Below are 14205 nucleotides of genomic sequence, written 5' to 3'. Positions count from 1 at the left end.
GCCGCCTGCTGCCGCGACTGTCCGCCGGTGGCGTGCTTCTATCATTGCGACCTGACGGTCTGAGCGTCAGCGACAGGCGCTGGACAACGCCTTCGATTGTGCATCCAGCGGCCGCTAAGCCAATACGCTCGGCAGCGAGAAGGGGTGCCATGCAGGCACTATCACTCTCGATAATCTGATCTGGCCGGCATGCACTCCACCTTCGCCAGGAGGGGTGGGCGGACGCTATTTCTCATTCGCCCACGATACGCAAGACAATCGAACCGTCGTCGGCTGCACACTGCCGATCTGCTAACTCACAATAAAAATCCAGAGGGATCTTTCATGAAAACCGCGTTCACCCGTATAGCCCTGACGGCAGCCTGCATGGCCTTCGCCAGCCCCTTGCTGGCCGATGAACCGCGCCGCCCCGAGTGCATCGCCCCGGCAGCGCCGGGCGGTGGCTTCGACCTGACCTGCAAACTGGCGCAAAGCGCTCTGGTGCAAAGCAAACTGCTGAAATCGCCGATGCGGGTGACCTACATGCCAGGCGGCGTGGGTGCGGTGGCCTACAACGCAGTGGTCGCCCAGCGTCCTGCCGATGCCGGCACCATCACGGCCTTCTCCAGCGGATCGCTGCTCAACCTGGCCCAGGGCAAGTTCGGCCGTTTCGACGAAAACGCCGTGAAGTGGCTGGCCGGCGTCGGCACCAGCTACGGCGCCCTGGCGGTACGCAAGGACTCCCCGTACAAGACGCTGGATGACCTGGTCAAGGCGCTCAAGGACAACCCGGGCAAGGTGGTCATCGGCTCCGGTGGCACCGTCGGCAGCCAGGACTGGATGCAGACCGCACTGATCGCCCGCGCGGCCGGTATCGACCCGCGAGAGCTGCGCTACGTGGCGATGGAAGGCGGCGGCGAGCTGGCCACCGCTTTGCTCGGCGGCCATATCCAGGTGGCCAGTACCGACATCTCCGACTCCGTTCCGCATATCGAGAGCGGCGACATGCGCATCCTCGCGGTGTTCTCCGAAGAGCGCCTGCCGGGCAGCGCTGTGTCCGGCATCCCGACGGCAAAAGAGCAAGGCTTTGATGTGGTCTGGCCGGTAATCCGTGGTTTCTACCTGGGCCCGAAGGTCAGCGACGAAGCCTACGCCTGGTGGAAGAATTCCTTCGACCAACTGCTGGCTTCCGACGACTTCGCCAAACTGCGCGAAGACCGCGAACTCTACCCGTTCTCCATGACGGGTGAGGAACTCGACGGCTACGTGAAGAAGCAAGTCGCCCAATACAAGGAACTGGCCCAGGAGTTCGGCCTGATACAGCAGTAACGCACACCACCGATTAGCCACGACCTTTGTCATCCTCTGGGCATTGCCCAGGGGGTGCTTTTGCCATTGTCAAAAAACGAGGACTTCCTCATGTCACAACGCATTTTCGGCGTGGTGCTGCTGCTCGCCTGTGTCGGACTGGGCATCGTCGCCTGGGGCTATCATGCGCCCTTCTCCTACGAGCCGGTCGGCCCTCGCGCCTACCCGCTGCTGCTGCTGATCCTCATGGGGCTGGGCGCCATCTATCTGCTGGTCAAGAAGCCGTCCAGCAGCAGGTCGCACAACGACGAGCCCCCTCTCGACAAGCACGTGATCGGCAAGGTGGTCGGCTGCGTGGTGATCCTCACCATCTACGCCGCGCTGTTCGAGCCCCTGGGTTTCGTGCCGGCCAGCCTGATCTTCGGCATCGCCATGGCCCGCTTGTACGAAGGCACCTGGATCGCCAGCGTGATTTCCGGTGTGCTGCTGGCGGTCGGCCTGTACCTGTTGTTCGACAAGATTCTCGACGTTCCCCTGCCTCTCGGCATCCTATCCTCCCTGGAGATCTGATCCGTGGATACCTTTAGCTACCTGGGTCAGGGCTTCGGCGTCGCCCTGAGCCCCTACAACCTGTTCACCGCATTGTGCGGCACCCTGATCGGCACCATCGTCGGCCTGTTGCCGGGTCTCGGACCGATCAACGGGGTGGCGCTGCTGATCCCCATTGCCTTCGCCCTCGGCCTGCCGCCGGAAACCGCGCTGATCCTGCTCGCCGCCGTATACCTGGGCTGCGAATACGGTGGCCGTATTTCTTCGATCCTGCTGAATATCCCGGGTGAAGCCTCGGCGGTGATGACCACCCTCGACGGCTACCCGCTGGCACGCCAGGGCAAGGCGGGCGTAGCCCTGTCTATCTCGGCCTGGAGCTCGTTCGTCGGTGGCCTGATGGCGACCTGTGGCGTGGTGATCTTCGCCCCGCTGCTGGCCAGTTGGGCAGTCGCCTTCGGCCCTGCCGAGTACTTCGTATTGATGGTGTTCGCCATCGTCTGCCTGGCCGGCATGGCCGGCAACAAACCGATGAAGACCGCGATCGCTGCCTGTATCGGCCTGTTCCTGTCCTGTGTCGGCATCGACTCCAACAGCGGCGTCTACCGCTTCACGTTCGGCAGCCTCGGCCTGGCCGACGGTATCCAGTTCGTGGTGCTGGTGCTCGGCCTGTTCTCGGTCAGCGAGATCCTCGTCCTGCTCGAGCGCACTCACCATGGCCAGAAGGCCATCGAAGCCAAGGGCCGCATGCTGTTCAACCTCAAGGAAGGCCTGTCGGTACTGGCCACCAACCTGCGCAGCGGCGCAGTCGGCTTCGGTCTGGGCATCCTGCCGGGCGCCGGTGCGACCCTGGCCAGTGCCGTTGCCTACATGAGCGAAAAACGCCTGGCCACCAAAGACAACAAGTTCGGCGAAGGTGACCTGCGCGGCCTGGCCGCACCAGAAACCGCCAACAGCGCCTCGGCGTGCGGCTCCATGGTGCCGATGCTGACCCTCGGCGTACCCGGCTCCGGCACCACCGCAGTGATGCTCGGCGCCCTGACGCTGTACAACATCACCCCTGGCCCGCTGCTGTTCCGCGACCAGCCGGATATCGTCTGGGGCCTGATCGCCTCGCTGTTCGTCGCCAACATCATGCTGATCGTGATGAACGTGCCGATGATCAAGATCTTCACCAAGATCCTCGCCGTGCCGTACTGGGCCCTGGTGCCGGCCATCGCCATCATCACCTCGATCGGCGTTTACGCGGTGCACGCCACTGCGTTCGATCTGTTCCTGATGATCGGTATCGGCGTCGCCGGCTACATATTGCGCAAGATGGACTTCCCGCTCTCGGCGATTCTGCTCGGTTTCATCCTCGGTGGCCTGATGGAGCAGAACCTGCGTCGTGCGCTGTCGATCTCCAATGGCGAGCTGGGCATTCTGTTCGCCAGCCCGATCACCTGGGGCGTGTGGACACTGATCGTGGCGATGATCGCCCTGCCCTTCTACCGCAGCTGGCGTAAACGCAGTCAGCGTCAGGCCGCAGCTGCCAATGCGTGAGCGGCGAGGCTCGCGACGACCCGAGGCGCTCGTGCAGCGGGTCCCACACAGCACCCGGTTGACCCGATGATGCTGTTCAGCCAGGAAAATGCTGCTTTCCTTGTGAAAGCAGCATCGTTCCGGCGAGGAAGCCTGGCCATAGTCTCGATACCTGCCGCACAGGAGCCCGCCCGGAGCGAGGTGTTGCCGCGAACGAGGGCGAGCATGCCAGTAAATCCATGCCATGGCCGCCATCCGCGGCGCTCAGCGCGTGAGCCCGCGGTGTGCTCGACACACGAGTGGCCCATCCCCTCTACAGGCGTTGCGAACGGCCCCTAAGCTCGATCCCGGCCTTTTTTAGCTAAATATGTCAGACCACCCGCTGTCCACATCACTGACGTACTCTCATTCCCCGGAGTGCTCGTGAGGAGGCGTTCATCCATGTCTGCTTATCTGAAAGGCCTGTCCCTGCTGTTATCGCTCGGCCTGCTGGCGAGCGCCTGCAGCCAGACGAGCCTGGCCTATCGCAATCTCGACTGGGTAATTCCCTGGCGGGTAAACCAGTACCTGGATCTCGATTCGCAACAGAAAGCCTGGTTCAAACCACGCCTGCAGGCGCACCTCCAATGGCATTGCAGCACCGAGCTGCCACGTTACGTGGACTGGCTGCAACGCACCGGGGAGCTGCTGCAGGAGCCAGCCCCCGAGGCTGCGCAACTCGAAGCGCAGATGATCGATGCCGAGCAGGCGTATCACAACATCGTGCAAGAGACCCATTCAACCGCGGTTTCGTTGCTCGCTGGCCTGCGTCCCCGGCAGGTCGAGCGCCTCTATGCGCGTATGGAGAAAGACAACCTCGACGATCATCAGAAGTTTCTCGAGCCCCCCTTGGCCACCCAGATCAGCGAGCGTGCCGAGCGCCTGGAGAAACGCCTCGTCCCCTGGTTCGGGAAACTGAATGACGTGCAGCGCGCAAGGATTGGCCGATGGGCCAGCGAACGCCGCGAGCAGAATCGTCAATGGCTGGAGAATCGCGCACGCTGGCAGAGTGAGTTTCGTGCAGCGCTGGATGCACGCGACCAAGCGGGCTTCGCCGAACGCATGACCCAGGTGCTGGAGAACCGTCGCGGCGCCCACGATGAGCAGGCGAAGCTGGCCTACGAGCAATCACGCCAAGCCTTGGCTGCCTTGCTCAGTGACCTGCTGACCGCCGCCGATGAGCGGCAACGAACGCGTGCAGCCCAACGTTTCGCGTCCATACAGAGCGATCTGGCAAGCCAGATCTGTACCGGTTGATCATTGCTGGACAGGCGGCAATCGCCAGTCGACAGGTGCCAGGCCGTGCTGCTCGAGGAATTTGTTGGTGCGGCTGAAATGGCCGTTGCCGATAAAGCCGCGGTGCGCGGACAGCGGTGACGGATGCGGCGAACGCAACACCAGGTGCTTGCCGGTGTCGATCAGACGCTCCTTGCTCTGCGCATGGGCTCCCCAGAGCAGAAAGACCAGGTGCGGGCGCTGCTCGCTGACCATCGAGATGATCCGGTCAGTGAATGGCTGCCAACCCTTGGCAGCGTGGGAACCGGCATTGCCACGCTCCACGGTCAGCGATGTATTGAGCAACAACACGCCCTGCTCGGCCCAGGACTGCAGATAGCCGTGACTGGGCATGTCGAGGTTGAGATCGCGTTTGAGCTCTTTATAAATGTTCACCAGCGACGGCGGTATCGCCACGCCTGGCTGTACGGAGAAACACAGACCATGGGCCTGCCCCGGCCCGTGGTAAGGATCCTGGCCAATGATCACCACCTTGACTCGATCCAGGGGCGTGGAATCGAGCGCATTGAAAATAAGCGGCCCAGGCGGATAGATCGCTTTGCCGGCAGCCTTTTCCTGACGCAGGAAATCTCCCAGCGCCTGCATGTAGGGCTTGTCGAACTCCTCGTGAAGCGCCTGTTTCCAGCCAGCTTCCAGCTTGACCTTATCTGCGGCGGACATGCCTGCTCCCCGGTGAACCAATGGAAACGGCACGCTAGAGAAGCGCAAGGAGCAAGTCAAGGCAGGCGGCACTCGCCGGCGCCGTATCCGGCATCCCAACGCGATGCATGCGGTAGACGCCCGGTAGCGAAACGGCGGGCAGCCTTTGAGGCTACAGTAAGTACCAGGCATTGCAGAGGACGACCCATGAGTACGGCAATCGAACCCTACAAACCCGGCATATTCGACCTGACCCACAAGCTCACCGTGGAAAAGCATGGCCACACGGCCCTGCTGACCATCAACAACCCGCCTGCCAACACCTGGGATCGCGAATCGCTGATCGGACTCAGGCTGCTGATCGAACACCTGGACCGTGACGACGATATCTACGCGCTGGTGATCACTGGCCAGGGCAACACGTTCTTTTCCGCCGGTGCTGACCTGAAACTATTCGCCGATGGCGACAAGGCACGGGCTCGCGAAATGGCCAGCCGTTTCGGCGAGGCCTTCGAACGACTGCGCGACTTTCGCGGTGTATCGATTGCCGCCATCAACGGATATGCCATGGGCGGCGGGCTGGAGTGCGCCCTGGCCTGCGATGTTCGCATCGCCGAACGCCAGGCGCTTATGGCCCTGCCTGAAGCCAGCGTTGGACTGCTGCCCTGCGCCGGTGGCACCCAGAGCCTGCCCTGGCTGGTGGGCGAAGGCTGGGCCAAGCGAATGATCCTCTGCGGCGAGCGGGTCGACGCACAGACCGCGCTGCGCATCGGCCTGGTCGAACAGGTGGTGGACGAAGGTGAAGCTCGCGGCCATGCCCTGCTGCTGGCGTCCAAGGTAGCCAGCCAGAGCCCGGTGGCAGTACGCGCCATCAAGCCACTTATCCAGGGCGCCCGCGAACGAGCACCCAATGCCTGGTTACCCGCAGAGCGAGAGCGCTTCGTCGACCTGTTCGATGCCTCCGATACCCGCGAGGGGGTCAACGCCTTCCTGGAAAAACGCCCGGCGCAGTGGCGCAACACCTGATGTTTACCTGCAACGGCCCTGGAGCTGGATATGAATGTCACCTTTGAAGAACACGCCAGCCTGCATGGCTACCAGATAGGCATCGCCAGCCTGGATGCTCCCGACAGCCTCAACGCCTTGTCGCTGCCAATGATCGACGCCCTGCAGGATCGCCTGCAGACCTGGGCCGATGACCCACGCATCGCCTGCGTACTGCTGCGCGGCAACGGCGGCAAGGCCTTCTGTGCCGGGGGAGACGTGGTGCAACTGGCCAGGCGCTGCCTGGCCAGTCCTGGCGAAACGCCGGAACTGGCGAAGCGTTTCTTCGCCCATGAGTACCGCCTCGACCATTACCTGCACACGTACCGCAAACCTCTGATCTGCTGGGCCCACGGCCACGTCCTGGGTGGCGGCATGGGACTGCTGCAGGGTGCCGGCATTCGCATCGTCACGCCGAGCAGCCGCCTGGCCATGCCCGAGATCAGCATTGGCCTGTACCCGGACGTAGGTGCCAGCCATTTCCTGTCCCGGTTACCCGGCAAGTTCGGGCTGTTCTTCGGCCTCACCGCCAGCCCGATGAACGCCCGCGACGCCCTCGACCTGAATCTGGCCGACCGCTTCATGCTCGATACCCAACAGGACGCGTTGATCGACGGGTTGATTCAACTGAACTGGCGTGGGCAGGCACACCTGCAGCTGCACAGCCTGCTCAAGGCACTGGAGCAACAGGCACGCGGCGAGCTGCCGGCAGCCCAGTGGCTGCCGCGCCGTGAGCGCATCGATACCCTGCTCGACCAAGCCACCCTGTCGCTTGGCTGGAAGGCACTGGCAGCCCTGGAGCATGATGACGATGCCCTGCTGGCAAAAGCCGCCAAAACCATGTTGGCCGGGTGCCCGCTGACGGGGCATCTGATGTGGGAGCAGATCCAGCGAGGGCGTCACCTGTCTCTGGCCCAGGTATTTCAGATGGAATACGGCATGAGCCTGAAGTGTTGCCTGTACCCGGAATTCGCCGAAGGCGTGCGAGCCAGACTGATCGACAAGGACCACGCACCGCGCTGGCACTGGCCAGACGTGAACGACGTACCGGCGCAGGTGGTCGAGTCGCATTTCGCCATGCGCGACGACGGGCACCCGCTGGCCGACCTCGGCTAGCAGGCCGTCAGCGCTCGCGTAAGGCTTCGGCGCGAGCGCGGATTATTGGTTTGAGCAGGTAGCTGAGTACGCTTTTCTTGCCGGTGATGATATCCACCGAGGTCACCATCCCGGGGATGATCAACAGCGGACGTTCTTCAGTGCCAAGGTGGCTTTTTTCGGTACGCAGCTTGATCAGGTAGAAGCTGTTGCCTTCTTCGTCGGTCACGGTGTCCGCACCGATCTGCTCCAGCTTGGCCTTCAGGCCACCGTAAATGGTGTAGTCATAGGCAGTGAACTTGACCACCGCTTCCTGGCCGGGATGCAGGAAAGCGATATCCTGTGGGCGGATGCGCGCTTCGACCAGCAGGGTGTCGTCGATCGGTACGATCTCGACCATGTCACTGCCCGGCTGGATCACGCCGCCGATGGTATTGACCAGCAGTTGCTTGACGATGCCGCGCACGGGCGACGTGACCAGCGTGCGGTTGACCCTGTCCTCGAGCGCCTTGCCGGTGGATTCGATCTTGCTCAGGTCGGTACGCACTTCGTTCAACTGAGTCAGCGCTTCGCTGCGGAAACGCCCACGGGTTTCATCGATCTTGCGCTCCACCTCCTTGATCGCCGCCTCCGCACGGGGAATCGCCAGGCCGGTAGCCTCCAACTGCCCACGGCTTTCCACCTCCGCACGCTTGAGCCGCAACACTTCCACCGGCGATACCGCACCATCGGCGACCAATGGCTCGGACATGCGAATTTCCTGGCGCAACAGCTCCAGGCTATTGCGAAACTGGCCCTGCTTGGAAACGAATTCGCGTACTTCCTGGCGACGTTGGGTCAACTGCTCCTGCAAACCTGCCACCTCGTCGCGCAACTGTTGTTGGCGACTCATGAACAACTGCCGCTCGCTCTGCGCCAGGCCGGGAGCTTTGGCAGCGATATCGGCGGGGATCGCCAGCTCGCGTCCTTCCACTTCGGCGCTGAGGCGTTCGACACGCATCGCCAACGACAGGCGGTCGGCCTCGGTTTCTCCGACGTTGGAGGCGAAACGCGTGTCATCGAGACGCAGCAGCGGCGTCCCGGCCTCGACCAACTGCCCCTCATGAACGAACAGCTCGGAAACGATACCGCCCTCGAGGTTCTGGATCTTCTGCACCCGCGAGGACGGAATGGCCTTGCCGTCGCCGCGGGTGACTTCGTCGACCTCGGCGAAGTTGGCCCACAACAGGCAGAACAATACGAAGGCGATCACCCCCCAGAGGGTCAGCCGCATGACCCGCGGCGCGTCTTCTATGAGAGCCTTGCGAACCTCGGGCAGCGGTTCGTCGCCGACCTCGTCACGCGGGCCGAAATACGAAGAAGCACCGCGCAAGAAGCGCTGTAGAGAGTCCCTAACTGACACTGATCTGCCCCTTCTTCAACGCCTCCATGACGCTCTCTTTAGGGCCATCGGCAATGATGCGACCACGGTCGACGATGACCAGGCGCTCGACCAGGGAAAGCATCGAAGCGCGGTGCGTTACCAGCAGCAAGGTCTTGTTCTTGCTGATCGCGGCGAGACGTTGCTTGAGGCGCTCCTCGCCAGTGTTGTCCATGGCACTGGTGGGCTCGTCAAGGAGCAGGATCGGCGGATCGAGCAACAGCGCACGAGCCAGCGCGACGTTCTGGCGCTGGCCACCGGAAAGGTTCTGACCGCGCTCGCCCACCTGCAACTCGTAGCCGTTCGGGTGCAACCTCGCGAACTCGTGGACACCGGCGAGTTCGGACGCCTGTAGCACCAGCTCGTCTTCGACGTAACGGGCCCCGGAAACCAGGTTGTCGCGCAAGGTGCCGGCGAATAGCTGGATATCCTGCGGGACGTAGCCGATGTTGTAGCGCACATCGCTGACATCCAGTTGACGCACGTCGATGCCGTCGACCAGCAAACTGCCGGCATCGGCCTGATAGAGCCCCACGATCAGCCTGGCCAGGGAGCTCTTGCCCGAACCGCTACGCCCGATGATGCCGACCTTTTCGCCAGGACGAACCATCAGGTTGATGTTCTGCAGCGCCGCCTGTTGCTGGTCGGGATAGTGGAAATCCAGCTGGCGGAATTCGATCCCACCCTGCAGCGTCTGGCGCTTGAGCGGCCGTTCATCCGCCTGTCGTTCCTGAGGCAGTTCCATCATGTGATCGACAGACTCCAGGGTCACGCGGGCCTGCTGGTAACGGATCAGCAGACCGGAAACCTGCGCCAACGGTCCGAGGGCCCGCGAGCTGAGCATGTAACAGGCTATCAGACCGCCCATACTGAGGTTGCCGGCAATGATCTGGTACACGCCGAGCACGATGATCACCACACCCGCCAATTGCTGCAGCAGCAACGTCGAGTTCATCGCCAGGCTCGACAGCATGCGCGCCTTCAGCTCGAACCGGCCAAGGGTACCGATGGTCTGCTCCCACAGATACTGGCGTTCGCTTTCGGCGTTGTTGACCTTCACCGCATCGAGGCCGGCGAGGCTTTCGATCAGCCCGGACTGGCGCTCGGCGGCCAGCGCCATACTGCGTTCCATGGTCTGCGCCAGAGGCTTTTGCAGCGCCCAGCCGATCATCGCCACCAATGGAAACGCGAGAACGGGAATCCACACCAGATGCCCGCCGAGGTAAGCGATGACGGCGAGAATCAGGATGGTGAACGGCAAGTCGATGACGCTGGCCAGTGTCAACGAAGCGAGAAAATCGCGCAGGTTCTGAAATTCGTGAATGTTCTGCGCGAAGCTGCCCACCCGCGCCGGGCGGTGTTTCATCGCCATGCCGACGATGCGCTCGAACAGGGTGGCCGAGATGATCATGTCGGTTTTCTTGCCGGCCAGATCCAGGCACAGCCCGCGCAGGGTCTTGAGCAGCAGATCGAAGAAGAATACACCGCAGATACCGATGGCCAGCACCCACAAGGTCGCCTCGGCCTGGTTGGGCACGACGCGGTCGTAGACGTTCATCACGAACAGTGGAGTGACCAGGCCGATCAGGTTGATCAGCAGGCTGGCGGCGACCGCATCGATGTATAGCCACCGCGAGCGCTTGAGGGTGTCACGGAACCAGGAGCCGGCCCGGGGAATCAGTTCGCCGCGGGTAAAATCGAATTTGTGCTGGGGCTGGGCGAAGAACACACGTCCGCTGTAATCTCCCGACAGGGTCTCGACACTGACTCTAACCTCTCCGCCTTCCGTCTCGCTGGGCATGATCCGCGCCTGCCCATCAGCCTCCCATCCCAGCAGCAATGCACTGCGCCCGTCGCGCAACAACAGCAGGGCGGGCAGCGCCAGTTCGGGGATTTTCTGCAGACTGCGACGTAGCCAGCGCCCCTGCAGCCCTGCACGCGCTGCGGCACGGGGCAACAGTTCAGCACTCAAGCGTTGTTTGGGGAGTGGCAGACCAGCGGTGAGCATGGCCCTGCTGACGGATTTCTGATGAAGACTGCACAGCGACAGCAGGCTATCCAGCAAGGGATCGTCGTAGCGATCCCGAGGATCGTTACGCGGCTGGGATGGATCCGTTTCGACTGCCACTGCACAATTACCCTTACCTGAAAAACCTGACTCTAGTTCAACTTGGGCAGTTGCACATTAGCCTTGATGACATCCAGCGGTACCGACGCGCCCGGTGCCGCGATACCCTGGCTCTTGAGCAACGTACCGGTGGTTGCCTTGATACGGTAGTGGGTGAACAACTCGGTGAAACGCACTTCCTCGAGGCGACGGGCGGCGGTGAAATACTCGTTTTCGCTGTCCAGCAGATCGAGCAGGGTGCGCTCGCCGAGGCCGAACTGCTTCTGGTAGGAATCGCGCACGCGCGAGCTGTGATCGACGTACTTCTGGGCGATCGGAAATTGCGTACGGGCATTTTGCAAAGCGTTCCAGGCGAGCCCGACTTCCTCGTTGAGAACCCGCAAGGCGTTATTGCGGACATCCATCGCCTGACTGCTCAGGTAGGCCTTGGAACGCACGTTGGCACTGTCGCTGCCCCCGGCGTACAGGTTGTAGCGCATGCGCACCATTGCCTGCCATTCGTTGCTCTGCCCGTCGACCCCATCGATGTTGTTGTTGGCACCAGTCGACAGTTCCGCATCGAAACGCGGGTAGTACGCGGATCTGGCTGTCTGGTACTGGGCCTCGGTAGCCCTCACGTCGGCTTCGGCGGAGCTGATATTGGGGTTGTTGGCCATCAGCTCGTCGCGCGCAGCGGTCAGGCTTTCAGGCAGATGCACGCCCATGCTGTCGGGCATGCTCAAGTCGTTGGCTTCCCGTCCCACGACACTCAGGTAACTGATCTGAGCATCGGCCAGATTGGTCTGCTCGGTGAGCAGATTGTTGCGTGCCTGTGCGAGACGGGCTTCCGCCTGATCCAGGTCGGCCATTCGCCCTACCCCACGCTCGCTGCGCAGCGAAATCTGGTCGTAGATTCGCTCATGACTGCGCAGGTTTTCTTCTGCCAGACGCAACAAATCCTGGCGTTGAAGCACCTCAAGATAGACTTGGGCGACTTCCAGCGCAGTGCGCTCGGAATTGGCCAGCAATGCGTAGGCTCGGGCATTGACGGTCGCCCGCTGGCGAGACACTTCACCTCGAGTGGCAAAGCCGTCGAACAACATCTGCTGCACGGTCAGGCTGGACTCGGAACGGTTGAGCGTTCGGTAACCGCGGTCATTGGTCGTCCGCGTGCTGACGTTGTCAGTGCCTTCACGGCCATATCCGGCCTGCAGTTCGACACGCGGCAGGTAACCGGCCTTAGCAGCCTTCATTTCCTCCTCGACGGCCAGCCGGGCATGAATGCCGGACTGTATTTCAGGATGCACATCGAGCGCATTCTGCATGGCCTCGGTAAGGGTTTGAGCCTGAACAGGGACGGACGCCGCTAGGGCAAGAGGAAGAATGGCAATGAAACGCATGATCTGTGAATTCCCTATAAAAACCGACCTTTCGTCAGTGTATATCCAGTCGTTGCATAACCAGCCGACAGCCTATCAGTGCGGCTTGGCCTACAGTGATGAGAGGCACGCCCAAAAGCCTAAAATATCAAAGTGACATCACGGTATACGATTGTTTATGATCCGACCCGAAGGGTCAATAGTTTGGCGAGAAAGATTCCGCCTTATATTTTCGCCAACTATATGACGATCCGTTTTTCGCATTATCCGCTATAACCGGTATAGACGCATTTCACAGGATTACCGCGCGCGCGGGCGCACAGGGAGCTGTTTTCATGAGTAATTTCGCCGCTGTCGTAAAATCGTTGATTGGCCAGGTATTCGTCATATCGGTTGATGGCTTCAGACGCCAGGTCTTCGAGGGCGACCGCGTCTTCGCAGGCGAACAGGTCACCACGGCGGCAGGTGGCTCAGCAACCCTGGAGCTGTCGGGTGGTGAAGTCGTCAAGGTGGACGCGAGCAGCACCTGGCAAGCGGTTAACTCCGATACGCCGGTCGCCCCCGATAGGCCAGGCCAGGAAGCAGGTAGCGACCTCGAGCAAGCGCTCGCCGCCGGATTCGACCCCACCACCGATCTAGATCCCACCGCGGCAGGCCCAGATTCGGGCGGCGGTGATGGAGGAGCTGGGGGCAGTCACAGCGCCGTCATGCTGGCTGAAACCGCTCAGCGCGCCGATCCTACCATCGGTTTTGAAACCTCTGGGCCGGGCACCGCGAACACCACGCTTACCCGGGATGAAGACCCCGCGGTATTCGCGCGTACGGCTGCAGTGACAGACGATTCGAGCGACACGGTACCGGCCGTCAGTATCAGCATCGATCCGATCAGTGGTAATGACCTGCTCAACGCTGCAGAGCTCAGCGCAGCCACGGTGACCATCACCGGTACCGTGGGCGGCGAAGCAAAAGTGGGCGATTCGATCACCCTGAACCTGGGCGGCAACCTTTACACAGGCTCCGTCGTTGACTTAGGCAACGGCACCCTCGGTTTCAGCGTTTCCGTCGGCAGCGGCGATCTGCGTGATTCCAGCAGCATCACCGCCACGATCAGCAGCGTCGATGCGACTGGCAATACCGGCACCGCCAGCGCGCAGCGGCCTTACACGGTGGACACCACGGCGCCAGTCATCACCATCAATGCACCTGCGGTCACCAGTGACACCACACCGTCCGTATCGGGCACCACCGATGCGCCAGCGGGCAGCACCGTCACGCTGACCATTAGTCAGGGCAACACGGTGATTACCGTGACCACGTCGGTATCGGCAGGGGGTACCTACGCCGCCGATGTACCTCAGGCATTGGTTGAGGGGCCTTATACCGTCGAGGCCCAAGTCAATGACCCGGCCGGCAATACAGGCACAGCCACCGACAGCGGTACCATCGACACCAATGCCCCGGCCATCACCGTCGATGCACCGGCCGTCAGTAACGACACGACACCGACCATTACCGGCACCACCGATGCGCCAGTGGGCAGCACCGTGACCCTGACGGTCACCCAAGGCGCCACCGTCATCACCGTGACCACGCCGGTTCTGGCGGGTGGCACCTTCACCGCAGACGTTTCCCAAGCCTTGGCTGAAGGCCCGTACACCGTCGACGCCCAGGTCACCGATCCCGCTGGCAACACCGGCTCGGCCACCGTCTCCGGGGCCATCGATACCACGCCTCCGGCCATCACCGTCGAGGCGCCGGCCGTCAGTAACGACACCACTCCAACCCTCACCGGTACCACCGATGCGCCGGTGGGCAGTACCGTGACCCTGACC

11 protein-coding genes are annotated in these 14205 nt (G+C 62.1%); 7 read left to right on the top strand and 4 right to left on the bottom strand.

What is annotated here, in order from left to right:
• Nucleotides 1-324 precede the first annotated feature (324 nt).
• The 4 genes from BLR94_RS22345 (at nucleotide 325) to BLR94_RS22330 (ending at nucleotide 4650) form a co-directional block, all read left to right on the top strand.
• On the top strand, nucleotides 325-1308 hold the full coding sequence (locus BLR94_RS22345) for a Bug family tripartite tricarboxylate transporter substrate binding protein (protein WP_084308119.1): 984 nt from the start codon (nucleotides 325-327) through the stop codon (nucleotides 1306-1308).
• 90 nt (nucleotides 1309-1398) lie between these two features.
• Nucleotides 1399-1857, top strand: coding sequence for a tripartite tricarboxylate transporter TctB family protein (locus BLR94_RS22340; protein ID WP_084308118.1), 459 nt, complete (start codon nucleotides 1399-1401; stop codon nucleotides 1855-1857).
• Nucleotides 1858-1860: 3 nt separating this feature from the next.
• Entirely contained in the window at nucleotides 1861-3375 is a 1515-nt protein-coding gene (locus BLR94_RS22335) for a tripartite tricarboxylate transporter permease (RefSeq protein ID WP_084308117.1), read from the top strand.
• 420 nt (nucleotides 3376-3795) lie between these two features.
• Nucleotides 3796-4650 carry a DUF6279 family lipoprotein gene (locus tag BLR94_RS22330; RefSeq protein WP_084308116.1) on the top strand — a complete coding sequence of 285 codons (855 nt, stop codon included), beginning with the start codon at nucleotides 3796-3798 and terminating at the stop codon, nucleotides 4648-4650.
• Here the strand turns inward: BLR94_RS22330 and ung are convergent, their stop codons facing one another.
• A complete protein-coding gene (ung, locus tag BLR94_RS22325; RefSeq protein WP_084308115.1) occupies nucleotides 4651-5349 on the bottom strand; it encodes a uracil-DNA glycosylase in 699 nt (232 codons plus the stop codon).
• Between the two features lie 186 nt (nucleotides 5350-5535).
• On the opposite strand from ung, the gene BLR94_RS22320 reads away from it, so the two are divergent.
• Nucleotides 5536-6354: an enoyl-CoA hydratase gene (locus BLR94_RS22320; RefSeq protein ID WP_084308114.1), complete on the top strand. Its 819-nt coding sequence runs from the start codon at nucleotides 5536-5538 to the stop codon at nucleotides 6352-6354.
• Nucleotides 6355-6384: 30 nt separating this feature from the next.
• Nucleotides 6385-7488 carry an enoyl-CoA hydratase/isomerase family protein gene (locus BLR94_RS22315; RefSeq protein WP_084308113.1) on the top strand — a complete coding sequence of 368 codons (1104 nt, stop codon included), beginning with the start codon at nucleotides 6385-6387 and terminating at the stop codon, nucleotides 7486-7488.
• Between the two features lie 7 nt (nucleotides 7489-7495).
• Here the strand turns inward: BLR94_RS22315 and BLR94_RS22310 are convergent, their stop codons facing one another.
• The 3 genes from BLR94_RS22310 to BLR94_RS22300 are packed head-to-tail and all read right to left on the bottom strand — an operon-like array spanning nucleotide 7496 to nucleotide 12394.
• A complete protein-coding gene (locus tag BLR94_RS22310) occupies nucleotides 7496-8839 on the bottom strand; it encodes an HlyD family type I secretion periplasmic adaptor subunit (RefSeq protein WP_090423759.1) in 1344 nt (447 codons plus the stop codon).
• A 19-nt stretch (nucleotides 8840-8858) separates the two neighbouring features.
• The gene (locus tag BLR94_RS22305; RefSeq protein WP_084308111.1) at nucleotides 8859-11015 is read right to left on the bottom strand and encodes a type I secretion system permease/ATPase; all 2157 of its coding nucleotides are present in this window, start codon (nucleotides 11013-11015) and stop codon (nucleotides 8859-8861) included.
• Between the two features lie 32 nt (nucleotides 11016-11047).
• The gene (locus BLR94_RS22300; protein WP_084308110.1) at nucleotides 11048-12394 is read right to left on the bottom strand and encodes a TolC family outer membrane protein; all 1347 of its coding nucleotides are present in this window, start codon (nucleotides 12392-12394) and stop codon (nucleotides 11048-11050) included.
• A 314-nt stretch (nucleotides 12395-12708) separates the two neighbouring features.
• On the opposite strand from BLR94_RS22300, the gene BLR94_RS22295 reads away from it, so the two are divergent.
• A partial coding sequence (locus BLR94_RS22295; RefSeq protein WP_139207491.1) for a retention module-containing protein occupies nucleotides 12709-14205 on the top strand: 1497 nt, incomplete at its 3' end.

This window comes from Phytopseudomonas flavescens (assembly GCF_900100535.1).
Classification (GTDB): domain Bacteria; phylum Pseudomonadota; class Gammaproteobacteria; order Pseudomonadales; family Pseudomonadaceae; genus Aquipseudomonas; species Aquipseudomonas flavescens.
Note: the sequence above shows the minus strand (reverse complement) of the source record. Positions and strands in the feature narration are given on the sequence as shown.